This is a genomic window from Kribbella sp. NPDC050470 (genome assembly GCF_044458365.1).
Taxonomy (GTDB): domain Bacteria; phylum Actinomycetota; class Actinomycetes; order Propionibacteriales; family Kribbellaceae; genus Kribbella.
The window spans coordinates 280,066-303,977 of the sequence record NZ_JBITHV010000009.1 but is presented as its reverse complement, the minus strand read 5'-3'; the positions used below and the strand labels follow the sequence as shown (position 1 = coordinate 303,977).

37 protein-coding genes and 1 pseudogene are annotated in these 23,912 nt (G+C 68.5%); 2 read left to right on the top strand and 36 right to left on the bottom strand.

Annotated features, from left to right (window positions below):
* Nucleotides 1-11: 11 nt before the first annotated feature.
* Genes ACIBGM_RS28315 through ACIBGM_RS28305 form a run of 3 tightly spaced genes read right to left on the bottom strand, consistent with a single transcriptional unit; the run spans nt 12 to nt 3,235 of the window.
* Complete coding sequence (locus ACIBGM_RS28315) at nt 12-1,694, bottom strand: ABC-F family ATP-binding cassette domain-containing protein (RefSeq protein WP_396387227.1); 1,683 nt, start codon at nt 1,692-1,694, stop codon at nt 12-14.
* Nucleotides 1,695-1,739: 45 nt separating this feature from the next.
* On the bottom strand, nt 1,740-2,945 hold the full coding sequence (locus ACIBGM_RS28310; protein WP_396387226.1) for a zeta toxin family protein: 1,206 nt from the start codon (nt 2,943-2,945) through the stop codon (nt 1,740-1,742).
* Entirely contained in the window at nt 2,942-3,235 is a 294-nt protein-coding gene (locus tag ACIBGM_RS28305) for a hypothetical protein (protein ID WP_360535704.1), read from the bottom strand. The genes ACIBGM_RS28310 and ACIBGM_RS28305 overlap by 4 nt, the downstream gene beginning before the upstream one ends.
* A 111-nt stretch (nt 3,236-3,346) precedes the next feature.
* On the opposite strand from ACIBGM_RS28305, the gene ACIBGM_RS28300 reads away from it, so the two are divergent.
* Nucleotides 3,347-4,588, top strand: a complete 1,242-nt coding sequence (locus ACIBGM_RS28300; RefSeq protein ID WP_360535702.1) for a hypothetical protein — start codon at nt 3,347-3,349, stop codon at nt 4,586-4,588.
* Between the two features lies 1 nt (nt 4,589).
* Here ACIBGM_RS28300 and ACIBGM_RS28295 read toward each other — a convergent pair whose 3' ends face one another.
* The 12 genes from ACIBGM_RS28295 to ACIBGM_RS28240 form a co-directional block, all read right to left on the bottom strand.
* A complete protein-coding gene (locus ACIBGM_RS28295) occupies nt 4,590-5,375 on the bottom strand; it encodes a hypothetical protein (protein ID WP_360535700.1) in 786 nt (261 codons plus the stop codon).
* A complete protein-coding gene (locus ACIBGM_RS28290) occupies nt 5,368-5,889 on the bottom strand; it encodes a SigE family RNA polymerase sigma factor (RefSeq protein WP_360535698.1) in 522 nt (173 codons plus the stop codon). Before ACIBGM_RS28290 ends, ACIBGM_RS28295 begins: the two co-directional genes overlap by 8 nt.
* A 16-nt stretch (nt 5,890-5,905) precedes the next feature.
* Complete coding sequence (locus ACIBGM_RS28285; protein ID WP_396387225.1) at nt 5,906-6,520, bottom strand: class I SAM-dependent methyltransferase; 615 nt, start codon at nt 6,518-6,520, stop codon at nt 5,906-5,908.
* The gene (gene truA / locus ACIBGM_RS28280; protein ID WP_396387224.1) at nt 6,513-7,325 is read right to left on the bottom strand and encodes a tRNA pseudouridine(38-40) synthase TruA; all 813 of its coding nucleotides are present in this window, start codon (nt 7,323-7,325) and stop codon (nt 6,513-6,515) included. The genes ACIBGM_RS28285 and truA overlap by 8 nt, the downstream gene beginning before the upstream one ends.
* 72 nt (nt 7,326-7,397) lie before the next feature.
* Nucleotides 7,398-7,964: a 50S ribosomal protein L17 gene (rplQ, locus tag ACIBGM_RS28275; protein ID WP_360535692.1), complete on the bottom strand. Its 567-nt coding sequence runs from the start codon at nt 7,962-7,964 to the stop codon at nt 7,398-7,400.
* Nucleotides 7,965-8,043: 79 nt separating this feature from the next.
* Nucleotides 8,044-9,069, bottom strand: coding sequence for a DNA-directed RNA polymerase subunit alpha (locus ACIBGM_RS28270; RefSeq protein ID WP_360535690.1), 1,026 nt, complete (start codon nt 9,067-9,069; stop codon nt 8,044-8,046).
* A 103-nt stretch (nt 9,070-9,172) separates the two neighbouring features.
* Entirely contained in the window at nt 9,173-9,781 is a 609-nt protein-coding gene (rpsD, locus tag ACIBGM_RS28265) for a 30S ribosomal protein S4 (protein ID WP_396387223.1), read from the bottom strand.
* Between the two features lie 25 nt (nt 9,782-9,806).
* On the bottom strand, nt 9,807-10,214 hold the full coding sequence (gene rpsK, locus ACIBGM_RS28260; protein WP_012923659.1) for a 30S ribosomal protein S11: 408 nt from the start codon (nt 10,212-10,214) through the stop codon (nt 9,807-9,809).
* Between the two features lie 41 nt (nt 10,215-10,255).
* On the bottom strand, nt 10,256-10,627 hold the full coding sequence (gene rpsM, locus ACIBGM_RS28255) for a 30S ribosomal protein S13 (RefSeq protein ID WP_360527791.1): 372 nt from the start codon (nt 10,625-10,627) through the stop codon (nt 10,256-10,258).
* Between the two features lie 185 nt (nt 10,628-10,812).
* The gene (gene rpmJ / locus ACIBGM_RS28250) at nt 10,813-10,926 is read right to left on the bottom strand and encodes a 50S ribosomal protein L36 (protein WP_008361054.1); all 114 of its coding nucleotides are present in this window, start codon (nt 10,924-10,926) and stop codon (nt 10,813-10,815) included.
* A 35-nt stretch (nt 10,927-10,961) separates the two neighbouring features.
* Nucleotides 10,962-11,183 carry a translation initiation factor IF-1 gene (gene infA, locus ACIBGM_RS28245; RefSeq protein WP_012923661.1) on the bottom strand — a complete coding sequence of 74 codons (222 nt, stop codon included), beginning with the start codon at nt 11,181-11,183 and terminating at the stop codon, nt 10,962-10,964.
* A 158-nt stretch (nt 11,184-11,341) separates the two neighbouring features.
* A complete protein-coding gene (locus ACIBGM_RS28240) occupies nt 11,342-11,671 on the bottom strand; it encodes a helix-turn-helix domain-containing protein (protein ID WP_360527788.1) in 330 nt (109 codons plus the stop codon).
* Between the two features lie 76 nt (nt 11,672-11,747).
* Here ACIBGM_RS28240 and ACIBGM_RS28235 point away from each other — a divergent pair, with 76 nt between their 5' ends.
* Entirely contained in the window at nt 11,748-12,611 is an 864-nt protein-coding gene (locus tag ACIBGM_RS28235; protein ID WP_396387222.1) for an NAD(P)-binding domain-containing protein, read from the top strand.
* Here ACIBGM_RS28235 and ACIBGM_RS28230 read toward each other — a convergent pair.
* The 21 genes and pseudogenes from ACIBGM_RS28230 to rpsS form a co-directional block, all read right to left on the bottom strand.
* Entirely contained in the window at nt 12,595-13,407 is an 813-nt protein-coding gene (locus ACIBGM_RS28230) for a hypothetical protein (RefSeq protein ID WP_396387221.1), read from the bottom strand. The genes ACIBGM_RS28235 and ACIBGM_RS28230 overlap by 17 nt on opposite strands.
* The gene (locus ACIBGM_RS28225) at nt 13,404-13,850 is read right to left on the bottom strand and encodes a DUF1707 domain-containing protein (protein ID WP_396387220.1); all 447 of its coding nucleotides are present in this window, start codon (nt 13,848-13,850) and stop codon (nt 13,404-13,406) included. Before ACIBGM_RS28225 ends, ACIBGM_RS28230 begins: the two co-directional genes overlap by 4 nt.
* 100 nt (nt 13,851-13,950) lie before the next feature.
* Nucleotides 13,951-14,772, bottom strand: coding sequence for a type I methionyl aminopeptidase (gene map / locus ACIBGM_RS28220; RefSeq protein WP_396387219.1), 822 nt, complete (start codon nt 14,770-14,772; stop codon nt 13,951-13,953).
* Nucleotides 14,773-14,791: 19 nt separating this feature from the next.
* Nucleotides 14,792-15,364, bottom strand: a complete 573-nt coding sequence (locus tag ACIBGM_RS28215) for an adenylate kinase (RefSeq protein ID WP_360527773.1) — start codon at nt 15,362-15,364, stop codon at nt 14,792-14,794.
* The gene (gene secY, locus ACIBGM_RS28210) at nt 15,364-16,665 is read right to left on the bottom strand and encodes a preprotein translocase subunit SecY (RefSeq protein ID WP_360527769.1); all 1,302 of its coding nucleotides are present in this window, start codon (nt 16,663-16,665) and stop codon (nt 15,364-15,366) included. The genes ACIBGM_RS28215 and secY overlap by 1 nt, the downstream gene beginning before the upstream one ends.
* A 134-nt stretch (nt 16,666-16,799) precedes the next feature.
* The gene (gene rplO, locus ACIBGM_RS28205; protein WP_360527766.1) at nt 16,800-17,240 is read right to left on the bottom strand and encodes a 50S ribosomal protein L15; all 441 of its coding nucleotides are present in this window, start codon (nt 17,238-17,240) and stop codon (nt 16,800-16,802) included.
* A gap of 1 nt (nt 17,241) precedes the next feature.
* On the bottom strand, nt 17,242-17,424 hold the full coding sequence (gene rpmD / locus ACIBGM_RS28200; RefSeq protein ID WP_360527762.1) for a 50S ribosomal protein L30: 183 nt from the start codon (nt 17,422-17,424) through the stop codon (nt 17,242-17,244).
* A complete protein-coding gene (gene rpsE / locus ACIBGM_RS28195; protein WP_360527759.1) occupies nt 17,424-18,023 on the bottom strand; it encodes a 30S ribosomal protein S5 in 600 nt (199 codons plus the stop codon). Before rpsE ends, rpmD begins: the two co-directional genes overlap by 1 nt.
* 33 nt (nt 18,024-18,056) lie before the next feature.
* Nucleotides 18,057-18,440 carry a 50S ribosomal protein L18 gene (rplR, locus tag ACIBGM_RS28190; RefSeq protein WP_132318727.1) on the bottom strand — a complete coding sequence of 128 codons (384 nt, stop codon included), beginning with the start codon at nt 18,438-18,440 and terminating at the stop codon, nt 18,057-18,059.
* Nucleotides 18,441-18,442: 2 nt separating this feature from the next.
* Nucleotides 18,443-18,985: a 50S ribosomal protein L6 gene (rplF, locus tag ACIBGM_RS28185; RefSeq protein WP_360527756.1), complete on the bottom strand. Its 543-nt coding sequence runs from the start codon at nt 18,983-18,985 to the stop codon at nt 18,443-18,445.
* 27 nt (nt 18,986-19,012) lie between these two features.
* Nucleotides 19,013-19,420: a 30S ribosomal protein S8 gene (gene rpsH, locus ACIBGM_RS28180; protein ID WP_360527753.1), complete on the bottom strand. Its 408-nt coding sequence runs from the start codon at nt 19,418-19,420 to the stop codon at nt 19,013-19,015.
* Between the two features lie 91 nt (nt 19,421-19,511).
* On the bottom strand, nt 19,512-19,697 hold the full coding sequence (locus tag ACIBGM_RS28175) for a type Z 30S ribosomal protein S14 (protein WP_012923674.1): 186 nt from the start codon (nt 19,695-19,697) through the stop codon (nt 19,512-19,514).
* A gap of 1 nt (nt 19,698) precedes the next feature.
* A complete protein-coding gene (gene rplE, locus ACIBGM_RS28170) occupies nt 19,699-20,271 on the bottom strand; it encodes a 50S ribosomal protein L5 (protein ID WP_396387218.1) in 573 nt (190 codons plus the stop codon).
* The gene (rplX, locus tag ACIBGM_RS28165) at nt 20,271-20,657 is read right to left on the bottom strand and encodes a 50S ribosomal protein L24 (RefSeq protein WP_360527747.1); all 387 of its coding nucleotides are present in this window, start codon (nt 20,655-20,657) and stop codon (nt 20,271-20,273) included. Before rplX ends, rplE begins: the two co-directional genes overlap by 1 nt.
* A 1-nt stretch (nt 20,658) precedes the next feature.
* Nucleotides 20,659-21,027, bottom strand: coding sequence for a 50S ribosomal protein L14 (gene rplN / locus ACIBGM_RS28160; protein ID WP_012923677.1), 369 nt, complete (start codon nt 21,025-21,027; stop codon nt 20,659-20,661).
* Nucleotides 21,028-21,130: 103 nt separating this feature from the next.
* Nucleotides 21,131-21,430 carry a 30S ribosomal protein S17 gene (gene rpsQ / locus ACIBGM_RS28155; RefSeq protein WP_396387217.1) on the bottom strand — a complete coding sequence of 100 codons (300 nt, stop codon included), beginning with the start codon at nt 21,428-21,430 and terminating at the stop codon, nt 21,131-21,133.
* Entirely contained in the window at nt 21,427-21,732 is a 306-nt protein-coding gene (rpmC, locus tag ACIBGM_RS28150) for a 50S ribosomal protein L29 (RefSeq protein WP_396387216.1), read from the bottom strand. Before rpmC ends, rpsQ begins: the two co-directional genes overlap by 4 nt.
* Nucleotides 21,732-22,151, bottom strand: coding sequence for a 50S ribosomal protein L16 (gene rplP / locus ACIBGM_RS28145; protein WP_132216203.1), 420 nt, complete (start codon nt 22,149-22,151; stop codon nt 21,732-21,734). Before rplP ends, rpmC begins: the two co-directional genes overlap by 1 nt.
* A 3-nt stretch (nt 22,152-22,154) precedes the next feature.
* A complete protein-coding gene (gene rpsC / locus ACIBGM_RS28140) occupies nt 22,155-22,994 on the bottom strand; it encodes a 30S ribosomal protein S3 (protein ID WP_360527738.1) in 840 nt (279 codons plus the stop codon).
* Nucleotides 22,995-23,110: 116 nt separating this feature from the next.
* Nucleotides 23,111-23,572: pseudogene (rplV, locus tag ACIBGM_RS28135) on the bottom strand (50S ribosomal protein L22); the annotation flags it as partial.
* Between the two features lie 51 nt (nt 23,573-23,623).
* Nucleotides 23,624-23,905 carry a 30S ribosomal protein S19 gene (rpsS, locus tag ACIBGM_RS28130; protein WP_131361012.1) on the bottom strand — a complete coding sequence of 94 codons (282 nt, stop codon included), beginning with the start codon at nt 23,903-23,905 and terminating at the stop codon, nt 23,624-23,626.
* Nucleotides 23,906-23,912: the final 7 nt, after the last annotated feature.

Sequence of the window (23,912 nt, the reverse complement as noted above, 5' to 3'; positions counted from 1 at the left end):
AACTGTAAGGGTCAGCGGGCCCTTTCGACGCGGCCTTCGTCCCAGACGGGTTCGTTGGACTCGTAGACCGAGCCGTCGGCGCCGAAGACCAGGTAGCGGTCGAAGCCGCGGGCGAACCAGCGGTCGTGGGTCACTGCGAGGACCGTGCCGTCGAACGAGTCGAGACCTTCCTCCAGCGCCTCGGCCGACTCGACGTCAAGGTTGTCGGTCGGCTCGTCGAGCAGCAGCAGCGTTGCACCGGACAGCTCGAGCAGGAGGATCTGGAAGCGGGCCTGCTGACCGCCTGAGAGGCTGTCGAAGGTCTGCTCCGCGGCATGCGCCAGCTCGTACCGGTCCAGCTTCCGCGAGGCGAGCTCGCGCCCCATGCCCTCCCGGTGCTCGTCACCCCGGTGCAGAATCTCCAGCAGCGTCCGGCCGACCAACTCCGGGTGCTCGTGCGTCTGCGCGAACCACCCCGGTCGCACCCGCGCGCCCAGCTTGGCGTTGCCGGTGTGGGTCACTGGCGAGATCTGTACGTCGCCGACCGGCCGGTGCTCCACGTCCGGGTCCGAGCCGCCGTTCGCGAGCAGCCGGAGGAAGTGCGACTTGCCGGACCCGTTCGACCCCAGTACGGCGACGCGTTCGCCGTACCAGACCTCCAGGTCGAAGGGCTTCATCAGACCGGTCAGCTCGACAGCCGTGCACACGACCGCACGCTTGCCGGTGCGGCCGCCGGTGAGGCGCATGCTGACCTTCTGCTCGCGCGGGATCGCCTGCGGCGGCCCGGCCTCCTCGAACTTGCGCAGCCGGGTCTGCGCAGCCCGGTAGCGCGAAGCCATGTCGGAGTTGTACGCCGCCTTCTGCTTGTACATCAGCATCTGGGCGCGCAGCTTCGCGTGCTCCTCATCCCAGCGTTTGCGCAGCTCCTCGAACCGCTCGAACCGGTGCTGTCTGGCCTCGTGGTACGTCTTGAAGCCACCGCCGTGCGTCCACACCGTGTTGCCGGCCGCACCGAGCTCCACGGTGACGATCCGGGTCGCCGTGTTCGCCAGCAGCTCGCGGTCGTGGCTGATGTAGAGCACGGTCTTGTCGGTGGCCCGCAACTGCTCCTCCAGCCACCGCTTGCCCGGTACGTCGAGGTAGTTGTCCGGCTCGTCCAGCATCAGGACCTCGTCCGGTCCGCGCAGGAGGGCCTCCAGGACCAGGCGCTTCTGCTCACCGCCGGACAGCGTCTTCACCTCACGCCAGCGGCAGCGGTCGAACGGAATGCCGAGGGCGGCCGTCGTACAGACGTCCCAGAGGACCTCTGCGTCGTACCCGCCGACCTCGCCCCAGTCCGCCACGGCCTGCGCGTACTTGAGCTGGGTCTTCTCGTCGTCGGCTTCCATCATCGCCAGCTCGGCCTTGTCCAGCTTGGCGGCGGCGGTCTGGATCGCCTCCGGGGCGACCGACAGCAGCAGGTCGCGCACGGTCGAGGCGTCCCGCACCGAGCCGACGAACTGCCGCATCACCCCGAGCCCACCGGACCGCGCGATGCTCCCGCTGTGCGGCTTCAGGTCACCCGCGATGATCCGGGTCAGCGTGGTCTTGCCGGACCCGTTCGCCCCGACCAGCGCCACCTTGGCCCCGTCCCCGACCCGGAACGTGATGTCGTCCAGCAACACCCGCCCGTCCGGCAACTCGAAACCGACCCCACCGACATCCACGTGACCCATCCCCCCAGTTTGAGGGCAGAGCCCACGGCAGGCGAACGGATATCGTCAACGACCCTTGTCGCCGGCGCCTTGGTCGTACCGCGTCGTCCGGGCAGCCTGGCCGCGGTGGGAGCGATGCGTGGGCGCGGCTGCATCGCCCGGCGATTGCGACTGCGCAGCGGGGTTGGGCGGCGGGATGGCACTCGCCGGGCTCTGCTCGGCCTGCAACCGAACACCGAACTGCTGCCAGTCATGCCCCTGCCGCCCCGCCCGCTGCTGCGGGGCCTGCTGCGGCGCTTGCTGGGGTGCAGGCTGGCTCGTCTGCTGCTGGGGGTGTTGGTTCGCCTGGCGTGCGGCGGCGGAGCGCTGTTCTGCGAGCCGTTGGTGCTCGGCCATCTTCGGCGCGGCCATCTCCTGCAGCCGGCCGAGCAAGCGCCGGCCCTCGCCCGACGCCATCAGCGGCATCGCCTTGAAATGGTCCTTGACCGGCCGCGCCGCCAGCGCTGCGAGCCGGTTCCACCCGCGGACGAAGTGGTTCGCCTCCCGGTCGGTCCAGGGCCGGTTCCGCTCTGTCTCGATCGCCCAGCGGCTCGATCCCAGCTGGTGGCGCCAGACGCCGTTCTGCCGCTCGTTCGTGAAGACCGGCTCGGCCTCACCCCGCCGGTAGACGTGCACGGCATCTGCGAGGCCCTGTGCCTCGATCGCGTCGGCAGTGCCCAGCATGTCCCGGTAGATCTGGTCGTGCTGCTCGGCGCCGATCCACCGGCCGTACCCGGCTTCCTGCCGTCCGTCGGTGAAGCGCTCCATGATCCCGAGCTGGCTCTGCGCCTCGTGGACCGCAGCGAACGCGACCTCGACTCGATACCCCTGCTCCTGGAACTGCCGCATCAGGTCGAGGTCGTACTGGCCCGAGACCGGGTACGGCACAACGACGTCCATCCGCCGTGCCTGGACGTCCTGGAGCGCCCAGCCACGCCAGATCGCAGCGTCCTGGCCGTAGATTCCGGAGGCGGTGTAGTCGTTCTCGAGAGCTCCACTCGCGTAGTTCGGGTGCTTCTCGAGCAACTCGTCATGATCGAGGACGTACGCGTTCTTCATGCCGAGGCGTTCGATCGCCGCCGCCTGCATGGTGGTCTTCCCCGCGCCGGGCTGCCCCGCGATGAACAGCACGGTCGGCTGCCGCCACGGCATCGACCGGCCGTGCTTGAGGATCCCACCCCGGATCCTCCGCAGGTAGAACTCCCCCAGCTTCTCCGGCGAGAGCCGGCTCACAGCAGGCCGGCGCGGACCCGGGCCAGCAGGTCCGGGAACTCTGCGTTGACCTTCGCGATCTCCGCCTTGTCGTCGGGCGACAGCGTGCGCCGGAGCTCCTCGTACGCCTCGGACGCGGTCGCCAGGCGGTCCGCCTCGGCGTCGTCACCGGCATTCTCGGCGGCCCCGATGCGAGCGCTGTACGCCGAGATCACGGCGCCGATCCGATGACGCGCCGACTCGAACGCGCGCTCGTCGTCGAACGACCAGCGCGGGTCCGGCTGCGCGCTCCCGTTCCCCGTTTCCGACATCTCCGGCCCTCACCGCTCACGAGCATCAAGTCCTCCGGATTCTATCGACGGCCAAGACCAGAAGCTCGGCAGGCTCCGTCGAGTGACCTGGTGGGGCGGCAGGATCGGCGGGTGAGCGCCGGGGAACCTTACAGTGGGCGGCTCGGTGCGGTGATTCCGCCGGGGACGCCGGAGTACGCGCTGGTGGCGAGGGTCGTCGAGGCCGTCGCACGCCGTACCGGGATGCCGTCGCAGTGGAATCGCCGGTTGTACGAGCAGGTCGGCGGCGAACACCCGGGCTTCGCGCAGATCGGTGGGCCGATCGCCGTGGATCGGCCGACGGTGCTGGAGCCGCTGGTGCGCGCCGGCGCGGATCCCGTGCTCGCGCGGTACGCGATGATCGTGCTGGTCCACGAGGCGGAGCACCAGACGAGCGTCCTCGGCAACGACAGGTCCCCGGACGCGGTCGAGCTGGCCTCACCCGAGGACACCGCGCTCGAGGAGGCACGCGCGGTGGTCATGTCGGCGCGCCACACCGACGAGATCATCCGGGAGACCGGGCTCGACCGGGAGGTGCCCGGCATCCTCGACGCGCAGGTCGACTGGGGATACCCAGGGGTCAGCCGCTGCCTGTGGGAGAGCGTCGGGGCGCTGTCCGTGCTCACCGACGTTCCGGCCGACGAGTTCTGGACGACGATCGACAAGACGCCGCGACCGCAGCGGTTCAACGCGCTGGCCGACCTGGTGATCGACAAGCGGCTCGGCGTCGTGATGCCGGAGTCTCACCGGGCCCTGATGCGCCACCGGCTCACCCGGTCGCTGCGGTCTGAGCTCGGCGCGCTGCTGCAGTACGAAGGGCCCGAGAGGCCTGGTAGGCCCACCCCCGAAGAGACATCTCGCTTCGGCGCGGAGCACGCGCAACGTGCGATCGCCGACCTGTCCGAGCACCTGGCGGACGCCGAGGCCCACTACGCAGCCCACCCGGGTTCTGAGCCGCCTCTGCCGTCGCTGTCGCCGCATGAGCAGGGGTTTCTCGCGAGCCTCAAGGCCTACCAGGCCATGCAGCAGGTCCAGGCGACGATCGCGGAGTTGAAGCGGTTCCTGGGGTCGGAGACCGGACAGGGGACGACCGGAATGCCGCAAACGCTGCCTGCTGCGACGGTGGAGCCGGCCGGCAAGTCAGCCGAGGCCGGCGCCGGACTAGGACGTGGCGCTGGACCAGCCGGCGGCGCGGGCGCGGGTGCTGGACCGGGCGGGGGTGCGGCAACGGGTGGGGCCGCGGCAACGGGTGCGGCTGCGGCGCCGGGGGCAGCAGCGGCCGGCCGGTTGGTGCAGTTCCGGCCCAGGCAGGAGCGCGGGCCGGCCGTCGACTGACTCACCAGTCCTTAAGTGCCTCCAGATAGGTCCCACTGGTCGGGCGGACCGTGCCCGTCATGAACAGCTTGAGCGGTGCGGAGTAGAGGCCGAACGTGCGGGATCCGGTGAAGAAGCCGGCCGAGTCGCAGCCGTCGTACTGCACCCAGATCTCCCGTACGCCGACGGACGTGTCGAACCGCAGCACGATGGCCTCCGACGGCTGCGCGGCCTGCGGCGTGCACTTGAACACCGGCAGGTCCGGGTTCCGCTCGGGCAGCACCTTGATCGCGTCGACCACCTGCTGCGCGATCGTGGCGTTGAAGGCCCGCTGGCCGAGCAGCATCGTCCCGCCCGGGGTGAGCCGGTAGCGGCACGCCTGCATCCCGTAGACCGGGGTTTCCACGTCGAGACCGGTCCCCCGCGGTACGGCGATGGCGCCGTTCGGCTGCTGGATCGGGTGGTCGGCCGGACAGCCGGCGTCCCCCTGCGGTGGCACGAAATTCGGCGTACCCGACTCGGTGCCGACGGTCCCACGCTCCGCACTGCCACTGCTGTTGCTGTCCTGGGCGCTCGACGCGATCGGCGACGGCTCACCGATGGCGTTCCAGACGCCTCCGATCGACACAGCGACCACGACGGCCGCTGCGGCCATCGCCATCCCCTGCCGCCGCTTGCGGACCCGCCGACGAGCCTCTGCCGCCAGTCCGCTGCCCCGCAGCCCGCCGGCCTGGTCGGCCTGGTGCTGGAACGCGTCGGCGATCTTGGGGCCGAGCTCCTGCTCAGACTCGTGCTCGTGCTCAGGCATCCTCGGCTCCTTCCTTGCTCAGCGTGGTCTTCAGTGCTGCCAGTGCCCGGTGTACGTGTGACCGGGCGGTCGCCTCCGCGCAGTGCAGCAGCGCACCGATCTCGGCGTACGAGAGCTCCTCGTAGAAGCGCAGTACGACGGCTGCCCGCTGCTTGTCCGGCAGCGTCGCGCACAGCGCCCAGACGGCGTCGGACTCCGCTCTGTCCGCGACCCGGTCCGGTGCCGGCGGCCCGGTGCGGACCGGATCGGCGGACGGCGCCTCGCGGCGGCGGAAGCGGCGCCACCAGGAGATGTGCGCGTTGACCACCATCCGCTTGACGTAGGCCTCGGGGTCGTCGGCACGGCTGACCCGGCTCCAGCGGGCACAGGCGGTCGTCAGGGCGTCCTGCACCGCGTCCTCGGCCAGGCTCTTGTCGCCGGTCAGGACGTAGGCGAAGCGCAGCAACGCGTCCGCCTTCTCGGTCACCCAGAGCTCGAAGTCGATCGAGCCCGTCCGTGCCTCTGCTGCCGCCAAGGCTGCCTCCATACCCTCAGGACGGCGATGAACCCGGGTTCGTTGCACGCAGGACGCGGAAGCCTTTCGCGCTGCCGGTTCGCTCGCAGGGGTAGCCCTGGTCGGTCAGCCAGCGCTGGAGGGAGTCACCGCCAAGGTTCTTGCCGACGACGAACCATCCCACGCCGCCGGGGGCAAGGCGGCCCAGCCAGAGCAGCAGCATCTTGTGCAGCTCGGGTTTGCCGATGTGGATCGCCGGGTTGGACCAGATCTGGTTGAACCACACCTCCGCAGGTACGGCGTCCGGCAGCACAGCATGCACGCGGTCGCCCACCCCGGCCCGCTGCGCGTTCTCCGCCGTCAGCTCCAGCGCTCGCGTGTTCACATCGACCGCCCAGACCTCCGCCTTCGGCGCTTCGACGGCCAGCGCACAGGCGATCGGCCCGTAGCCGGTCCCCAGGTCGAGGTACGTGCCCGTGCCGGTCGGCGGGTCCACCTCGCGCAACAGAACCGCCGTACCGATGTCCAAGCGGTCCCGCGAGAACACTCCGGTCGCTGTGGTGAAGGTGTACTCGCGTCCCCAGATCCGTGCTTCGACGGTACGGCGTACGTCCGCCGAGCCCGGCTCTGCCGAGAAGTAGTGGTCAGCCACGCTGGTGCACCTCTCCCCTGACCTGACGGGCTTGCAACGCCCGCGCGGCCAGCTCGTCGTCTGCTGGGTAGCGCACTTCCTCCAGTGTGAGCCCGTGCGCAGGCAGAACGGAGACAGCCGAGTCCCGCACCTTCCCAGCCAGTACGGCGGCCGGCCAGCCGACGTCACGCCGTCCGTCACCTACGGGGATCAGCGCACCGACCAGAGCCCGCACCATGGAGTGGCAGAACGCGTCTGCGATCACAGTGCCCTCCAGTTGGCCGGGAGCTGTCCGCTGCCACGAGTAGTCCAGCAGCGCACGGACTGTGCTCGCGCCCTCCCGCTTCTTGCAGAAGGCTGCGAAGTCGTGCTCCCCCAGCAGTCCGGCGCTCGCGGCGTTCATCCGGTCCACGTCCAGTGGGCGGCCCACTCGCAGTACGTGACCGCGCTGTAGCGGATCCCAGCCTGCGGGGTCGTCACACAGCCGGTACACGTAGCGACGGGCGAGCGCGGAGAATCGGGCGTCAAAGCCCTCTGGAGCCGCTGTCACGGCCGTAACAGCCACATCCTTGGGCAGTACGCCGTTCAGGCTTCTGAGGAGCCTCACGGGCTCTACAGCGCCTTCGACGTCCACATGGGCGACCTGGCCACGAGCGTGTACGCCGGTGTCCGTCCGGCCGGCGCAGGTGACGATCGGCGGCTCGGGCAGCCGCAGGACGATCCGGAGCGTCTCCTCCAGCACGCCCTGCACGGTCCGGAGACCCTCCTGGCGGGCCCAGCCGTGGAAGGCCGTTCCGTCGTACCTCAGGTCTATCCGCCAACGCACACGGCAATCTAACGCAACAGTGCCCCCGCACCGTGAGGTGAGGGGGCACTGTGAGTGGCTAGAGCCGATGACTCACTTGTCGTCGGTCTTCGCGTCCTGCACGTCGGCGGTCTTCACGTCGTCGGCCTGTGCGTCCTCGGCGACGACGTCCTGGACGTCCTCGACCTTGGCCTCGTCCTCGACCTTCTCGTCGGCCTTGTCCTCGACCTTGGCCTCGTCCGCCGCAGCCGCCTTCTTGGCCGGAGCCTTCTTGGCGGTCTTCTTCGCCTTCGGCGAGTCGGCCAGCGCCTCGACCAGCTCGATCTTCACCATCGGCGCGTTGTCACCCTTGCGCGGGCCGAGCTTGGTGATCCGGGTGTAGCCGCCCGGACGGTCGGCGTACCGCTCGCCGATCTCGGTGAAGAGCACGTGCACGACGCTCTTGTCCTTGATCCGCTTCATCACCTGGCGGCGCGAGTTCAGGTCACCACGCTTGGCCTTGGTGATCATCTGCTCCGCCAGCGGCTGCAGGCGCTTGGCCTTGGCCGCGGTGGTGGTGACGGCGCCGTGCTCGAACAGCGACGTCGCGAGGTTGCTGAGGATCAGCTTCTCGTGCGCCGGGCTGCCGCCCAGCCGGGCACCCTTGGTGGGGGTAGGCATCTCTTGACTCCAGGAATCTCAGGCCGCTCGGCCCGGGGGTGGTTGACTCAGTGACCGGGGTGGTGGGGCGGGGCAGGTATCAGTACTGCTCGGTCTCGGCGAAGCTCTCGTCCTCGTCGTCGGCCTCGGTGCCGTAGGCCTCGGTGGCCGCACGCAGGTCGAAGCCAGGGGGCGAGTCCTTCAGCGACAGGCCCATCTCGGCCAGCTTCAGCTTGACCTCGTCGATCGACTTGGAGCCGAAGTTGCGGATGTCCAGCAGGTCCTGCTCGCTGCGCGAGATCAGCTCACCCACGGTGTGGATGCCCTCACGCTTGAGGCAGTTGTACGACCGGACGGTCAGCTGCAGGTCCTCGACCGGCAGCGCCAGGTCGGCCGCCATCTGCTCGTCCACCGGCGACGGGCCGATGTCGATGCCCTCGGCCTCGACGTTCAGCTCGCGGGCCAGGCCGAACAGCTCGACCAGCGTCTTACCGGCCGACGCGACGGCGTCGCGGGGCAGCATCGACGGCTTGGTCTCGACGTCGACCACGAGGCGGTCGAAGTCGGTGCGCTGCTCGACACGGGTCGCCTCGACCTTGTAGGTGACCTTGAGCACCGGCGAGTAGATCGAGTCGACCGGCATCCGGCCGATCTCGGCGTCGGCGGACTTGTTCTGGATCGCCGAGACGTAGCCCCGGCCCCGCTCGACGACCAGCTCCATCTCGAGCCGGCCCTTCTCGTTCAGGGTGGCGATCTTCAGGTCCGGGTTGTGCACCTCGACACCGGCCGGCGGCGCGATGTCCGCGGCGGTGACGTCACCGGGGCCCTGCTTGCGCAGGTACATGGTGACCGGCTCGTCGTGCTCGGAGGAGACGCACAGGTCCTTGAGGTTCAGGATCAGCTGCGTGGCGTCCTCCTTGACCCCGGCCACGGTGGAGAACTCGTGCAGGACGCCGTCGACCTTGATGCTGGTCACGGCGGCCCCCGGGATGGAGGACAGCAGCGTACGGCGGATGGAGTTGCCGAGGGTGTAGCCGAACCCCGGCTCGAGCGGCTCGATCACGAACCGCGAGCGGTGCTCGTCGACGACCTCTTCGGTCAGGGTGGGGCGCTGGGCAATAAGCACTTCGTGTTCCTTGTCTGCTCGCGACGACCACTATTTGAGGTCGCGAAGGTGAAGAAACGGATCCGGCCGGCCGGCGGCCCGGAGGCCACCGGCCGGCGACGGATCAGTTCTTCGAGTAGAGCTCGACGATCAGGTGCTCGGCGACCTGGGTGTCGATCTGCTGCCGGGTCGGCAGCTGGTGGACGAGGATGCGCAGCCGCTCGGGCAGCACCTCGAGCCAGGCCGGGACGACGCGCTCGGAGTGCGTCTCCCGGGCGATGATGAACGGGGTCGTCTCGGCCGACTTCGCCTTGACATCGATGATGTCGTGCGCAGCCACCCGGTACGACGGGATGTTCACCTTGACGCCGTTCACGGTGAGGTGACCGTGCACGACGAGCTGACGGGCCTGCCGCCGGGTCCGGGCCAGGCCTGCGCGGTACACCACGTTGTCCAGCCGGGACTCCAGGATGATCAGCAGGTTGTCACCGGTCTTGCCGGAGCGCCGCGAGGCCTCCTCGTAGTACCGGCGGAACTGCTTCTCCAGCACGCCGTACGCGTAGCGGGCCTTCTGCTTCTCCCGCAGCTGGAGCAGGTACTCGCTCTCCTTCGGGCGGCCGCGGCCGTGCATACCCGGCGGGTACGGACGACGCTCGAACGCCTTGTCGCCACCGACGAGGTCGACCCCGAGACGGCGCGACTTCTTGGTCATAGGTCCGGTGTAACGGGCCATGGTTGTTCTCGCTCCTCTCGAAAGGTCAGACCCGGCGCCGCTTGGGCGGGCGGCAGCCGTTGTGGGCGGTCGGGGTCACGTCCTGGATGGTGCCGACCTCGAGGCCGACGGCGCCCAGCGAACGGATCGCGGTCTCACGGCCGGAGCCGGGTCCCTTCACGAACACGTCGATCTTGCGCATGCCGTGCTCCATCGCCCGGCGCCCGGCGGCCTCGGCGGCCATCTGCGCGGCGAACGGAGTGGACTTGCGCGACCCCTTGAAACCGACGGTGCCCGCGGAAGCCCACGAGATGACCGCGCCGGTCGGGTCGGTGATCGTCACGATCGTGTTGTTGAACGTGCTCTTGATGTGCGCGTGGCCGGCGGCCACGTTCTTCTTCTCCTTGCGGCGCACCTTCTTCGCGCCGGCCGCGGTGCGGCTCTTGGGAGGCATAGGTCAGTTGCTCCTGGGGTGGTCGACGGTCATCCGGGTCATCACTTCTTCTTCTTGCCGGCGATCGCCTTGCGACGACCCTTGCGGCTGCGGGCGTTGGTCCGCGTGCGCTGACCACGCACCGGCAGGCCGCTGCGGTGCCGGCGACCCTGGTACGACCCGATCTCGATCTTGCGGCGGATGTCCGCGGTCACCTCACGACGGAGGTCACCTTCGATCTTGTAGTTGCCCTCGATCCAGTCCCGGAGCTTCACCAGCTCCTCGTCGCCCAGCTCGTGGACGCGCTTGTCCCCGGAGATCCCGGTGCTCTTCAGCGTCTCCAGGGCGCGGGTGCGACCGACCCCGAAGATGTAGGTGAGAGCGACCTCGATGCGCTTGTCGCGCGGCAGGTCGACCCCTACGAGGCGTGCCATGTGGCGGTGTTCCTTTCGTCGGCAGAGGTGTGGGGGCGCGCCGCGTCCTTGCCCGCCTCGGTGAGTGCTTCACCGGCAAGGCCCCGGCCTCTGTTCCGGGGGCAGCATCCAGCTGTGGTGCTCAGAGCTGGACGAGCGTGCGCGCTGTGGTGCGAAAGTGCTGTGTACTGCTCGAGTGGGGCTGGTCAGCCCTGCCGCTGCTTGTGCCGCGGGTTCTCGCAGATCACCATGACCCGGCCGTGACGGCGGATCACCTTGCACTTGTCGCAGATCTTCTTGACGCTCGGATTGACCTTCATCGAGCTTCTTTCTTCGACAGGTGTTGGTGGTGGTCTTACTTGTACCGATAGACGATGCGACCCCGGGTGAGGTCGTACGGCGACAGCTCCACGACGACCCGGTCCTCGGGGAGGATCCGGATGTAGTGCTGCCTCATCTTGCCGCTGATGTGCGCGAGCACCTTGTGCCCGTTGGACAGCTCAACACGGAACATCGCGTTCGGCAGGGCCTCCACGATGGTGCCCTCGAGTTCGATGACTCCCTCTTTTTTGGGCATGTCCTCGCACTTCTGTAGACGACGTACTGAATGATGGTCCTGTCCCTGAGCGCCCTCCTGACGAGGTCAGGCAGCCGCGGGCACGACGAGACAGAGGCTACAAAGAGCCAAGGAAAGAGTGTACGCCACTCCCCCAGGCGAAACCCAATCGAGACCGCTCAGCGCCCCCGGGAGCCCTCCAGCACGGCCATATGGTCCGCTCCCCAGGCATCCAGCGGCGCCAGCGCCACGTTGAGTGACTGCCCGAGCTCGGTCAGCGAGTACTCCACCCGCGGCGGGACCTGGTGGAAGACCTCGCGGTGGACGATGTCGCGGGACTCGAGCTCGCGCAACTGCTGGATCAGCATCTTCTCCGTGACGCCGGCGATCTCCCGGCGCAGCTCGCCGAACCGCATCGGCCCGTGGTGCAGCGCCCACAGGATCCGCGGCTTCCACTTCCCGCCGATCACGTCCGCGGCGGCGTCCAGGCCGCAGGTGTACGGAAGCATCACTTACCTTTCGGTCAGTACCGCACTATTTAGTGGGTACTTGTCCATCCTAAAGCGCCCGGCCAGGGTTGACGCCATGAAGACTCCTGTCACCGTTCTCGGCCTCGGCGCGATGGGCACCGCCCTCGCCCGGGCCTTCCTGGCCGCCGGCCACCCGACCACCGTCTGGAACCGCACCCCCGGCCGCTCCCCCGAGCTCGACGCCCTCGGCGCCACCCGCGCCGCCACCGCGGCCGAAGCGGTCGCCGCCAGCCCGCTCGTCGTCGTCTGCCTGCTCGTCGACGCGACCGTGCGCAGTACCCTCGACGGCCTCGACCTGACCGGCAAGACCGTCGCCAACCTCACCAACGGCACGCCGGCGCAGGACCGGGACACGGCCGCCTGGGCCGAAGCGGCGGGCGCGGAGTACCTCGGCGGCGGCATCATGGCCGTGCCCGCGATGATCGGCGGCCCTGCCGCGTTCATCTTCTACAGCGGCTCCCCGGTCGCCTTCGAGCGCCACGAAGCCGACCTCGCCGCGATGGCGCGGCCGGAGTACGTCGGCAGCGACCCGGGCCTGGCCGCGTTGCACGACATCGCCTTGCTCAGCGGGATGTACGGCATATTCGGTGGCGCCCAGCATGCACTGGCCCTGGCCGCCAGCGAGAAGGTCTCCGCGGTGCGATTCACCGAGGACTTTCTGCTGCCCTGGCTGACGGCGATGCTCGGCAGCCTGCCGCGGATCGCCAAGGACCTCGACGAGGGCCCCGAGGGGCCGGCGGGTTCCAACCTGGCGATGCAGGCTGCGGCTTACGACAACTTGGTCGACACCGCGGTCGACCAAGGCGTCGATCCCGCGCTGCTCGTCCCGATGGGCGACCTGCTGCGGAAGGCAGCCGCCACCGGTCACGGCGACGAGGATCTGGCTGCTCTCGTTCCGCTGCTCAGGGCTGGTGCGTAGCGGCCCACTGCTCACCTTCGCGCCAGATCTGCTCCGGCATCAGGTCGAGCAGGTCACAGGCCGCGTCCAGCTGTGCGAGGGCGGTGGCGGAGTCGCGGTACGCCGGCAGGATCGCGACGAAGCGCCGTCCCTCGCAGCTGAAGCCGAACGCCGGCACCTGGGCCAGCGCCTCGACAGCCCGTGGGTGCAGCACAGTCTCGGCGTGATCCTCCCGGCCGTTGAACAGGCAGAACCGCCCTGGCAGCCCGTCTACCGTCAGTTTGATCGGCAGCAGGCTCGCGGCCGCCACCGGCGCCAGCGCGGCCGGCAACAGCTGCAGCGGCGGCAGCGGCCGATCGACCTGCAGATCAAGGAAGTCGAAGCCGAGGTCGCGCCGCCCGACCTTGTGCCGGAACCGTCCGGCGGCGAACTCCCGGCCGCGGTGCCGGCCGGTGGTCACGTCGGAGACCTCCGCGTCCGGGTCCGCCGAGAACGGCGGGAACGGCCAGCGCTCCCGCAACTCCGGCCGGTCGACGCTGAGCCGCCAGCCCATCTGCTCGACGACCTCGCCCCAGGCCTTCCGCCGCCGGCTGTCGGCGACCCGGACGCCGAGCGTGAACCCGATCAGCACCAGGAACCAGGCCAGCATCATCCAGCCGACCCAGCGCGGTTCCAGCAGCAGCCCGGCGATCGCCAGCGGTACGGCGACCGCGAACCAGATCACGTAGACGACCGCAGACCCCTGCCGCAGCTGCCATCCCCAGTCCGGCCGCAGCCGCGGGCCGGTGACGCGTCGGGTGACCGGGGCCGCTGTCAACGGCGCTTCCCGCGGTTGCTCAGGGCGAACAGGGTCCACGGGATCAGCAGCCAGACCGGCCAGAAGTGCGGCCAGTTCCCGCCGTTCGCGACGCCGATCACGAACCAGATCACCACGTTGACGACGACGACGGGGGTGAAGCCGCCGCCCAGTGCCGCCAGTCCCTTCGGGCCCTCCTGCTTCTTCCGCTCCGGGAACTCCCCCGGGGCCGGCGCCGGCTTGCTGTCCTGCACCACCGCGGGCGTCTGGTACGTCCGCGCCGGCGGCAGATCACGCACCAGCGGCTCCAGCTCGCCGTACGTCTGCACGGAGTAGAGCCGGTCGAGGCGGGAGCTGAACTCCGGCTGGTCCAGCCGGCCGTCCGCGAACGCGTCCCGCAGCCGGCCGGCGATCTTGTCCCGGTCCGCTTCGGTGAAACGCTGGTGCGGCTGGTACTGAGGCATAGCTCAAGTGTGCCTCAGCAGCAGGCCCTTGGCGTCCCCCGACGGGTGGACGCAGGGTGTCCATCGGTACGGCGAGTCAGCGGACGCCGCCGTACCGTGTTCAGTCGGCCAGGGCGCCGAACTTGACGCCGAGCTCGGCCAGCTTCGCCTCGCCGCCGTCGAGCGCGGTCAGCACCCACGGGCCCTGCGGCGTCAGCGTGAACGTGTGCTCGGTGTGCGCGGCGACCTTGCCGTCGTCGGTGACCACGGTCCAGTCGTCCTCGAGGGTGTGGTTGTCCTGCTTGCCGAGCGTGAGCATCGGCTCGACCGCGAGCGCCATCCCCTCGATCAGCTTCGGGCCGCGGCCGGGGCGGCCGAAGTTCGGCACGTTCGGCGGCTGGTGCATCGCCGAGCCGATCCCGTGCCCGACGAAGTCCTCGACGATCCCGTACGGCGAGCTCGCCCGGACGTGCCGCTCGATCGCGGCCGAGATGTCGGTCAGACGGCCGCCGAGCCGGGCGGCCGCGAACCCGCGCCACATCGACTCCTCGCAGATCCGGGCCAGCTCGAGCAGCTCCGGCGTCACCTCGCCGACCGGGACCGTGATCGCGGCGTCGCCGTGCCAGCCGTCGACGATCGCGCCGCAGTCGATCGAGATCAGGTCGCCGTCGGCCAGCACCCGGTCACCTGGGATGCCATGCACGATCTCGTCGTTCACCGACGCGCAGATCGAGCCGGTGAAGCCGTGGTAGCCCTTGAACGACGGGACCGCGCCGGAGGACCGGATGTGGTCCTCGGCGATCGCGTCCAGCTCGCCGGTGGTGATCCCGACTCGGACCTCGCCGCGGAGCAGTTCCAGCGTGCGGCCGACGACCAGGCCGGCCGCACGCATGGAAAGGATCTGTTCGCGGGTCTTGATCTCGATCCCGCGGTCCTTAAACATCACAGCACATCACTCGCGGCTACTCGGTCACCGTCTTGAGAGCGGCCAGCACACGCTCGCTGACCTCGTCGATCTCGCCGACCCCGTCCACCTCGACCAGCAGGCCGCGCTGCGCGTAGACGCGCAGCAGCGGCTTGGTCTCCGCCGTGTAGACGTCCTGCCGGTGCCGGATGACCTCCTCGGAGTCGTCCGACCGGCCCTCGGTCCGGGCCCGCTTCGTCATCCGCTCCACCAGCACCTCGGTGTCGGCGATCAGCGCCACCACCGCGTCCAGCTTGTGGCCGTGCTCGGCCAGGATGTCGTCCAGCGTGCCGACCTGGGCCAGGGTGCGCGGGTAGCCGTCCAGGAGGAAGCCGTCACCGGCGTCCGCCTCGGACAGCCGGTCCCGCACCATCGCGTTCGTGACCTCGTCCGGGACGTAGTCACCGGCGTCCATGTAGCGCTTCGCCTCGAGCCCGAGCGGCGTCTCGTCCTTGACGTTCGCACGGAAGATGTCGCCGGTGGACACGGCCGGGATATTCAGGCGTTCCGCAAGCACCTTTGCCTGCGTGCCTTTGCCCGCCCCGGGCGGACCCATCAGCAACATTCTCATCAGCGCAAGAACCCTTCGTAGTTACGCTGCTGCAGCTGAGACTCGATCTGCTTCACCGTGTCCAGACCGACGCCGACCATGATCAGGATCGACGTACCGCCGAACGGGAAGTTCTGGTTCGCGTTCAGGAGCACCAGCGCGATCAGCGGGATCATCGAGATCACCGCGAGATAGATCGCGCCCGGCAGCGTGATGCGGGACAGCACGTAGCCCAGGTACTCCTCGGTCGGCCGTCCAGCCCGGATTCCGGGGATGAAGCCGCCGTACTTCTTCATGTTGTCCGCGACTTCCTTCGGGTTGAAGGTGATCGAGACGTAGAAGTACGTGAAGAAGATGATCAGGGCGACGTACGAGATCATGTAGATCGGGTGGTCGCCTTTGACCAGATTGCCCTGGATCCACTGGGCCCAGGACTTGTCCTGCTGGAACTGGCTGACCAGTACCGGCAGGTAGATCAGGCTGGAGGCGAAGATGACCGGGATGACACCGGCCTGGTTCACCTTCAGCGGGATGTAGGTGGACGTGCCGCCGAACATCTTGCGGCCGACCATGCGCTTGGCGTACTGCACCGGAATCCGGCGCTGCGCCTGTTCGATGAAGATGACCGCGGCCATGATCACCAACCCGATCGCCAGCACCACCATGAAGGTGGCCAGACCGCGCTCCTTGCGGATGGTCCACAGCTGCGACGGGAAGGTGGCGACGATCTGGGTGAAGATCAGGATCGACATGCCGTTACCGACACCACGGTCCGTGATCAGCTCGCCCAGCCACATCACCACACCGGTGCCGGCCGTCATGGTCAGCACCATCACGACCACCGGGAACCAGCTGTCGTCGTGCAGCAGCGGCTCCTGGCAGCCCTGGAAGAGCCGGCCGGGGGTGCGCGCCAGCGCGACGAACGCGGTCGCCTGCAGGATCGCCAGGCCGACCGTGAGGAACCGGGTGTACTGGGTGATCTTGGCCTGGCCCGCCTGACCTTCCTTCTTCAGCGACTCCAGCCGCGGGATCACCACGGTGAGCAGCTGCAGGATGATGCTGGCGGTGATGTACGGCATGATGCCGAGCGCGAAGATCGCGAGCTGCAGCAGCGCGCCGCCGGAGAACAGGTTGATCAGGTTGTACAGGTTCGCGTTCGCACCCTGCTGAGCGCCCTTCAGGCAGATGTCGAGCGAGTTGACGTTGACACCCGGGGTCGGGACGACCGAACCGATCCGGAAGATCACGATGATGAAGAGCACGAAAAAGATCTTCCGGCGCAGGTCCGGAGTCTTGAACGCGTTGGCAAAGGCGCCTAACACCCTGTCCTCCCACACATGTTTCCTCTGCCCGGTCAGGGCAGGGGCCTAGCAAAGCAGCTTGGCAAGAGACGAACCAGGGCTCGTCCGAACTCCAGCGCACGATATCAAGCGCCGGCTCGCACGAGCCCTGGACATCACACCTCGGTGGTGGTCCCCCCGGCCGCCTGGATCTTCTCCTGGGCGGACTTGGAGAACTTGTGCACCGAAACCTGCAGTGCCACGGTCAGCTCGCCGTCACCCAGCACCTTCACCGGCTGACCGCGACGGACCGCGCCCTTGGCGACCAGGTCGGCCACGCCGACCTCGCCACCCTCGGGGAACAGTTGTCCGAGCTTGTCCAGGTTAACGACCTGGAACTCCACCCGGTTCCTGCTCTTGAAACCCTTCAGCTTCGGCAGCCGCATGTGCAGCGGCATCTGGCCACCCTCGAAGTACTCGGGGATGTTGTTGCGCGCCTTGCTGCCCTTGGTACCGCGGCCGGCGGTCTTGCCCTTGCTGCCCTCACCACGACCCACGCGGGTCTTGGCGGTCTTGGCACCGGGCGCCGGACGCAGGTGGTGAACCTTCAGCGCCATGTCAGTCGACCTCCTCGACGGTGATGAGGTGGCGAACCGTGCGGACCATGCCGCGGACCTCGGGGCGGTCTTCGTGGACGGCGGTGTCGCCGATCCGCTTGACGCCCAGGGTGCGCAGCGTGTCGCGCTGGTTCTGCTTGCCACCGATGCCGGAACGGGTCTGGGTCACCTTCAGGCGTGCCATCAGGACGACACCTCCGCCCGGGCCTTCAGCAGCGCCGCCGGAGCGACGTCCTCGACCGGCAGGCCACGACGCGCGGCCACGGCCTCCGGGGTCTCCAGGCTCCGCAACGCCTCGACCGTGGCGTGCACCACGTTGATGGCGTTCGCCGAACCCAGCGACTTGCTCAGCACGTCGTGGATCCCGGCGCACTCCAGCACGGCGCGCGCCGAGCCACCCGCGATGACACCGGTACCGGGAGCGGCCGGGCGCAGCAGCACCACGCCGGCGGCCTTCTCACCCTGGACCGGGTGCGGGATGGTGCCCTGGATCCTCGGCACCTTGAAGAACGCCTTCTTGGCCTCCTCGACACCCTTGGCGATCGCCGCGGGCACCTCCTTGGCCTTGCCGTAACCCACACCGACGGTGCCTTCACCGTCGCCGACGACCACGAGGGCGGTGAAGCTGAAGCGACGACCACCCTTCACGACCTTGGCGACACGGTTGATGGCTACCACGCGCTCGATGTAGGCGGTCTTGTCAGCTGCCTGACCGCGACCACCGTCGCGACCACGGCGCTCACCACCGGCGCCGCCTCCGCGACGCTGCTGGCCTCCGCTCATTTCGAACTACCTTCTTCCTTGTATGTCGCCATGTCAGAACCCGAGGCCGCCCTCACGGGCGGCGTCGGCCAGAGCCGCGATGCGGCCGTGGTACTTGTTCCCGGCCCGGTCGAAGACGACCGAGTCGATGCCGGCGGCCTTGGCCCGGTCGGCGATCAGGCCGCCGACGGTCTTGGCCTTGTCGGTCTTGTTCGCCTCCGCGCCGCGCAGGTCGGCCTCCATGGTGGAGGCGGACACCAGCGTCTTGCCGGCCACGTCGTCGATGACCTGGACGAACAGGTGCTTCGAGGACTTGGTGACCACCAGCCGCGGCCGGTCGGCCGTGCCGTTGATCTTCTTCCGGACCCGGATCTGGCGACGAAGCCGGGATGCCGTCTTCTTCGCGGAGTGCTTGTGCGGACGCAGTCCGATCGCCATGGTTACTTACCAGCCTTTCCGACCTTGCGGCGCACCTGCTCGCCGGCGTACCGCACACCCTTGCCCTTGTACGGCTCGGGCTTGCGCAGCTTGCGGATGTTGGCGGCAACCTCGCCGACGGACTGCTTGTCGATTCCCTGCACCGAGAAGCGGGTCGGGGCCTCGACGTTGAACGTGATGCCTTCCGGCGCGTCCACCGTGATGGTGTGGCTGTACCCGAGCGAGAACTCCAGCTGGGTCGGTCCCTTGGACAGGACGCGGTACCCGACGCCGACGATCTCGAGCTTCTTCTCGTAGCCCTCCGTCACACCGGTCACCAGGTTGGCGATCAGGGTGCGGGACAGGCCGTGCAGTTCCTTGCTCTTGCGCTGGTCGTCCGGGCGGCTGACGGCGATCGTGCCGTCCTCGTCCCGGTTGACCGCGATGGGCTCAGCGACGACGTGCGAGAGCTGACCCTTGGGACCCTTCACGGTGACCGTCTGGCCGTCGATCGTGACGTCGACGCCGGACGGGACCGAGATCGGGAGCTTACCGATGCGAGACATGAGAGTGGTCCTCCTTCCGGTTCTTCGTCACCAGACGTAGGCGAGGACTTCCCCGCCGACGCCCTTGTTCTTGGCCTGGCGGTCCGTCAGCAGCCCCTGGGACGTCGAGATGATCGCGACGCCCAGGCCACCGAGAACCTTGGGCAGGTTGGTCGACTTCGCGTAGACCCGCAGGCCCGGCTTGCTGATCCGCCGGACGCCTGCGATGGAGCGCTCCCGGCTGGGACCGAACTTGAGGTCGACGATCAGGGTCTTGCCGACGGCGCCCTCCTGGGGCTCCTCCACCTTGTAGGAGGAGATGTAGCCCTCCTGCTGGAGGATGTCGGCGATGCCCTGCTTGATCTTGCTGTACGGCATCGAGGTCGACTCGTGGTACGCCTGGTTGGCGTTGCGCAGACGCGTCAGCATGTCTGCGATCGGGTCGGTCATCGTCATGGCCTGGGGCCTCTTTCCCGCCGTGGTTTCGCCACTCGGCGACCTACGGTGACTAGATGGTGAGTAGGGAGAAGATCGGAGGTGGAGACGGTCACCAGCTGGACTTGGTCACACCGGGCAGCTCGCCCCGGTGCGCCATCTCCCGCAGGCAGATCCGGCACAGGCCGAACTTGCGGAAGACCGCCTTCGGCCGGCCGCAGCGCTGGCAGCGGGTGTAACCGCGCACCGCGAACTTCGGCTTCCGGGCCTGCTTGACCTTGAGTGCTGTCTTCGCCACGTCAGTTCTCCTTGAACGGGAAGCCCAGCGCGCGCAGCAGCGCCCGGCCCTCGTCGTCGTTCTTCGCGGTGGTCACCACGGTGATGTCCATACCGCGGACCCGGTCGATGCGGTCCTGGTTGATCTCGTGGAACATCACCTGCTCGGTCAGGCCGAAGGTGTAGTTCCCGGTGCCGTCGAACTGCTTCGCGGACAGGCCGCGGAAGTCACGGATCCGCGGCAGCGCGAGCGCCAGCAGCCGGTCCAGGAACTCCCACATCCGGTCGCCACGCAGCGTCACGTGGGCGCCGATCGGCATCCCCTCGCGCAGCTTGAACTGCGCGATCGACTTGCGGGCCTTGGTGACCTGCGGCTTCTGACCGGTGATCGCGGCCAGGTCCTTCACCGCGCCGTCGATCAGCTTCGAGTCGCGAGCCGCCTCGCCGACGCCCATGTTCACCACGATCTTGGTGAGGCCGGGCACCTGCATGACGTTCTCGAACTGGAACTGGTCCTGCAGCTTGCCGACGATCTCCTCGCGGTACTTCGTCTTCAGCCGCGGCTGGACCTTGGTCTCGGTAACTGCGGTGGTCATCAGATCTCCTCGCCGGTACGCCGCGCGATCCGGACGCTCCGGAAACCGGTGTACGTCGAACCGTCGGGACGGCGCTTCTGCACCTCGACGCGGTTGTAGCCGACGCGGGTGGTCACCTTCTGCTTCTTGCCGTCCTTCTCGACCTCGACCAGCAGCGCCACGTTGGACACGTGGATCGGGGCCTCCTGGGTGACGATGCCACCGGTGGTGCCGCCGCGCTGGGCCTGCTGCACCTTGGTGTGCTTCTTCACGCGGTTGACGCCCTCGACGATGATGCTCTCGTCGTCGGGGAAGACCTGGATGATCTTGCCCTCGAGGCCCTTGGACTTGCCGGCGATCACGCGGACGAGATCACCCTTCTTCACGTGCAGCTTCTTCTGCGCCATCTCAGAGCACCTCCGGAGCGAGCGAGATGATCTTCATGAAGCGCTTCTCGCGCAGCTCCCGGCCGACCGGCCCGAAGATGCGGGTACCGCGGGGCTCGCCGTCGGCCTTCAGGATGACGGCGGCGTTCTCGTCGAAGCGGATGTAGGAGCCGTCCGGACGCCGGCGCTCCTTCACGGTCCGCACGACGACCGCCTTGACGACGTCACCCTTCTTCACACCACCGCCCGGGATCGCGTCCTTGACGGTGGCGACGATCGTGTCACCGACACCGGCGTAGCGCCGACCGGAGCCACCGAGCACGCGGATGCAAAGGATCTCCTTGGCACCCGTGTTGTCGGCGACCTTCAGTCGCGACTCCTGCTGGATCATCTGTTGATCTCCTGGTTGTCTCGCTGGTTCTCACGTCCGTGAGCCTTGCGGAACGAATGATTTCGATTGGTTGCCGGTCGGCGCCGAAGCGCCGTGCCGGGAACTACTTGGCCTTCTCGAGGACCTCGACGACGCGCCAGCGCTTGGTCGCCGACAGCGGCCGGGTCTCCATCAGCAGGACACGGTCGCCGATGCCGGCGGAGTTCTGCTCGTCATGCGCCTTCAGCTTGCTGGTGCGGCGGATGACCTTGCCGTAGAGGTGGTGCTTGACCCGGTCCTCGACCTGGACCACGACGGTCTTGTCCATCTTGTCGCTCAGCACCAGGCCCTCGCGGGTCTTCCGGCGGCCTCGCGCCTCGGTGGTGGTCGTGCTCACGGTCTCGTCCTTCGCGTTCTCGGTCATGCCTTGCTCCCGGCCTTCTCGCTGTCGTCCGCCTCGTCGGCGACGGCCTCGTCGGCGTCAGCCTCGACCTCGGCCGCCGGGGCGGCGTCGACGTCCTCGGTGATGCCGAGCGCGCGCTCGGTCAGCACCGTGTAGATGCGGGCGATGTCCTTGCGGACGGCGCGCAGCCGGCCGTGGGACTCCAGCTGACCCGTGGCAGCCTGGAACCGGAGGTTGAACAGCTCCTCCTTGGCTTCACCGAGCTTCGTCAGCAGCTCGTCCCGGCCCAGGTTCCGCAGCTCGGCGGCGGTCAGGGTAGCCATCAGTTCTCACCTGCCTCTCGGGTGATGAAGCGGCACTTCATCGGCAACTTGTGAATCGCGCGGCGCATGGCCTCGCGAGCGATATCCTCCGGAACACCGGACAGCTCGAACATCACGCGACCGGCCTTCACGTTGGCGATCCACCACTCCGGCGAACCCTTGCCGGAACCCATCCGGGTCTCGGCCGGCTTCTTGGTCAGCGGGCGGTCGGGGTAGATGTTGATCCACACCTTTCCGCCACGCTTGATGTGCCGGGTCATCGCGATACGCGCGGACTCGATCTGCCGGTTGGTGACGTAGTGGCTCTCCAGCGCCTGGATGCCGAAGTCACCGAAGGCCAGCGTGGTGCCACCCTTGGCAGCGCCGGAGCGCTTCGGGTGGTGCTGCTTGCGGTGCTTGACCTTGCGGGGGATGAGCATCGGTCAGCTCTCCGTTCCGGTCGTCTCGGCGGGCTTGTCGGCAGCAGCCGGCGCCTCGGCCCGGGGGGCCTCGTCGCGCTGTCCCCGACGGTCGTCCCGACGGTCGCCACCGCGGCCACCGCGGTCGCCACCACGACCACCACGGTCGTCGCGACGGGCCGGACGGCGCTGCTGAGTGGCGGCCCGGGCCGCGGCCTGCGCCTCGCGCTCGGCGCGGGAGCCGGCGACGTCACCCTTGTAGATCCAGACCTTCACGCCGATCCGGCCGAAGGTCGTGCGGGCCTCGTAGAAGCCGTAGTCGATGTCCGCGCGGAGCGTGTGCAGCGGCACCCGGCCCTCACGGTAGAACTCCGACCGCGACATCTCCGCGCCACCGAGGCGGCCGGAGCACTGGATCCGGATGCCCAGGGCGCCGCCACGCATGGTGGTCTGCATCGCCTTGCGCATCGCGCGGCGGAACGCCACGCGGCCGGACAGCTGCTCGGCCACGCCCTGCGCGACCAGCTGGGCGTCGACCTCGGAGTTCTTGACCTCGAGGATGTTCAGCTGCACCTGCTTGCCGGTGAGCTCCTCCAGGCTGCCCCGGATCCGGTCCGCCTCGGCGCCACGGCGACCGATGACGATGCCCGGACGGGCGGTGTGGATGTCCACGCGGACCCGGTCACGGGTGCGCTCGATCTCCACGCGGGAGATGCCGGCGCGCTCCATGCCCTTGCTCAGCAGGCGGCGGATCTTGACGTCCTCGCCCACGTAGTCCTTGTAGAGCTTGTCGGCGTACCAGCGGCTCTTGTGGTCGGTGCTGATGCCGAGACGGAACCCGTGCGGGTTTACCTTCTGTCCCACAGTCAGGACTCCTTCTTCTCAGCGGTGGCCTTCTTGGCGGCCGACTTCTTGGCGGTCGCCTTCTTGGCCGGCTTCTCCGCGGCCTCGGCCTGGTCGGCCGCGGCCTTCTTGGCCGGGGCCTTCTTGGCCGTGTCGGCCTTCTTGGCCGACTTCTTGGCCGGGGCCTTCTCGACCGGCTCCTCCTCGACCCGCGGGGCGACCACGACGGTGATGTGGCTGGTCCGCTTGTCGATCCGGGTGGCGCGGCCCTGGGCCCGCGGGCGGTGACGCTTCAGCGTCGGGCCCTCGTCCACGAAGGCCTTCGCCACGACCAGGTCGGCCCGGCTCAGGTGCTCGGTGCCCTCGGCGTTCGCCGCGGCGCTGTCGACGACCTTGTACACGGTCGCGGCAGCGGCCTGCGGGGCGAACTTCAGAGTGGCGAGTGCGTCGTCGACGCCCAGACCGCGCACCAGGTCGACCACGCGGCGCGCCTTCATCGGCGTCACGCGGACGAAGCGCGCGACCGCGAAGGCCCCGGGCTCGTCGCCCAGCAGGCTCTCGCGACGGGCACTGATCGCCCTACGCTCTTGAACGCTCATGATGTTCGAATCTCTCCGTAGGTTGCTAACGCTAAAGTCACTGACCAGGGGTCAGCGACGCCGTGACTTCCGGTCGTCCTTCTCGTGACCCTTGAACGTCCGGGTCGGCGCGAACTCGCCGAGCTTGTGCCCGACCATCGCGTCCGTCACGAACACGGGCACGTGCTTGCGGCCGTCGTGCACCGCCAGCGTGTGGCCGATCATGTCCGGCACGATCATCGATCGGCGGGACCAGGTCTTGATGACGTTCTTGGTGCCCTTCTCGTTCTGCACCTCCACCTTCTTCATCAGGTGGTGGTCGACGAACGGGCCCTTCTTGAGGCTGCGTGGCATCTGGCCG

Excerpts from the sequence above, each read along its gene's own strand:
- rpsS (WP_131361012.1), bottom strand. The coding sequence starts at position 23,905 with ATGCCACGCAGCCTCAAGAAGGGCCCGTTCGTCGACCACCACCTGATG.
- rplE (WP_396387218.1), bottom strand. The coding sequence starts at position 20,271 with ATGACCACCGCAGTTACCGAGACCAAGGTCCAGCCGCGGCTGAAGACG.
- rpmD (WP_360527762.1), bottom strand. The coding sequence starts at position 17,424 with ATGGCACGCCTGAAGGTGACCCAGACCCGTTCCGGCATCGGTGGCAAG.
- rplR (WP_132318727.1), bottom strand. The coding sequence starts at position 18,440 with ATGGCGATCGGACTGCGTCCGCACAAGCACTCCGCGAAGAAGACGGCA.
- ACIBGM_RS28315 (WP_396387227.1), bottom strand. The coding sequence starts at position 1,694 with ATGGGTCACGTGGATGTCGGTGGGGTCGGTTTCGAGTTGCCGGACGGG.
- rplQ (WP_360535692.1), bottom strand. The coding sequence starts at position 7,964 with ATGCCTACCCCCACCAAGGGTGCCCGGCTGGGCGGCAGCCCGGCGCAC.
- map (WP_396387219.1), bottom strand. The coding sequence starts at position 14,772 with ATGTTTAAGGACCGCGGGATCGAGATCAAGACCCGCGAACAGATCCTT.
- ACIBGM_RS28225 (WP_396387220.1), bottom strand. The coding sequence starts at position 13,850 with ATGCCTCAGTACCAGCCGCACCAGCGTTTCACCGAAGCGGACCGGGAC.
- infA (WP_012923661.1), bottom strand. The coding sequence starts at position 11,183 with ATGCCCAAAAAAGAGGGAGTCATCGAACTCGAGGGCACCATCGTGGAG.
- rpmC (WP_396387216.1), bottom strand. The coding sequence starts at position 21,732 with ATGGCTACCCTGACCGCCGCCGAGCTGCGGAACCTGGGCCGGGACGAG.
- rpsK (WP_012923659.1), bottom strand. The coding sequence starts at position 10,214 with ATGCCTCCCAAGAGCCGCACCGCGGCCGGCGCGAAGAAGGTGCGCCGC.
- rpsQ (WP_396387217.1), bottom strand. The coding sequence starts at position 21,430 with ATGACCGAGAACGCGAAGGACGAGACCGTGAGCACGACCACCACCGAG.
- rplO (WP_360527766.1), bottom strand. The coding sequence starts at position 17,240 with ATGGCGCTGAAGGTTCACCACCTGCGTCCGGCGCCCGGTGCCAAGACC.
- rplX (WP_360527747.1), bottom strand. The coding sequence starts at position 20,657 with ATGGCGCAGAAGAAGCTGCACGTGAAGAAGGGTGATCTCGTCCGCGTG.
- ACIBGM_RS28305 (WP_360535704.1), bottom strand. The coding sequence starts at position 3,235 with ATGTCGGAAACGGGGAACGGGAGCGCGCAGCCGGACCCGCGCTGGTCG.
- rpsE (WP_360527759.1), bottom strand. The coding sequence starts at position 18,023 with ATGAGCGGAGGCCAGCAGCGTCGCGGAGGCGGCGCCGGTGGTGAGCGC.
- rpsM (WP_360527791.1), bottom strand. The coding sequence starts at position 10,627 with ATGGCACGCCTCGTAGGGGTCGACCTGCCGCGCGACAAGCGCATCGAG.
- ACIBGM_RS28215 (WP_360527773.1), bottom strand. The coding sequence starts at position 15,364 with ATGAGAATGTTGCTGATGGGTCCGCCCGGGGCGGGCAAAGGCACGCAG.
- rplN (WP_012923677.1), bottom strand. The coding sequence starts at position 21,027 with ATGATCCAGCAGGAGTCGCGACTGAAGGTCGCCGACAACACGGGTGCC.
- rpsD (WP_396387223.1), bottom strand. The coding sequence starts at position 9,781 with ATGGCCCGTTACACCGGACCTATGACCAAGAAGTCGCGCCGTCTCGGG.
- rpsH (WP_360527753.1), bottom strand. The coding sequence starts at position 19,420 with ATGACGATGACCGACCCGATCGCAGACATGCTGACGCGTCTGCGCAAC.
- rpmJ (WP_008361054.1), bottom strand. The coding sequence starts at position 10,926 with ATGAAGGTCAATCCGAGCGTCAAGAAGATCTGCGACAAGTGCAAGGTG.
- ACIBGM_RS28295 (WP_360535700.1), bottom strand. The coding sequence starts at position 5,375 with ATGCCTGAGCACGAGCACGAGTCTGAGCAGGAGCTCGGCCCCAAGATC.
- rplF (WP_360527756.1), bottom strand. The coding sequence starts at position 18,985 with ATGTCTCGCATCGGTAAGCTCCCGATCTCGGTCCCGTCCGGCGTCGAC.
- ACIBGM_RS28240 (WP_360527788.1), bottom strand. The coding sequence starts at position 11,671 with ATGCTTCCGTACACCTGCGGCCTGGACGCCGCCGCGGACGTGATCGGC.
- ACIBGM_RS28235 (WP_396387222.1), top strand. The coding sequence starts at position 11,748 with ATGAAGACTCCTGTCACCGTTCTCGGCCTCGGCGCGATGGGCACCGCC.
- rplP (WP_132216203.1), bottom strand. The coding sequence starts at position 22,151 with ATGCTCATCCCCCGCAAGGTCAAGCACCGCAAGCAGCACCACCCGAAG.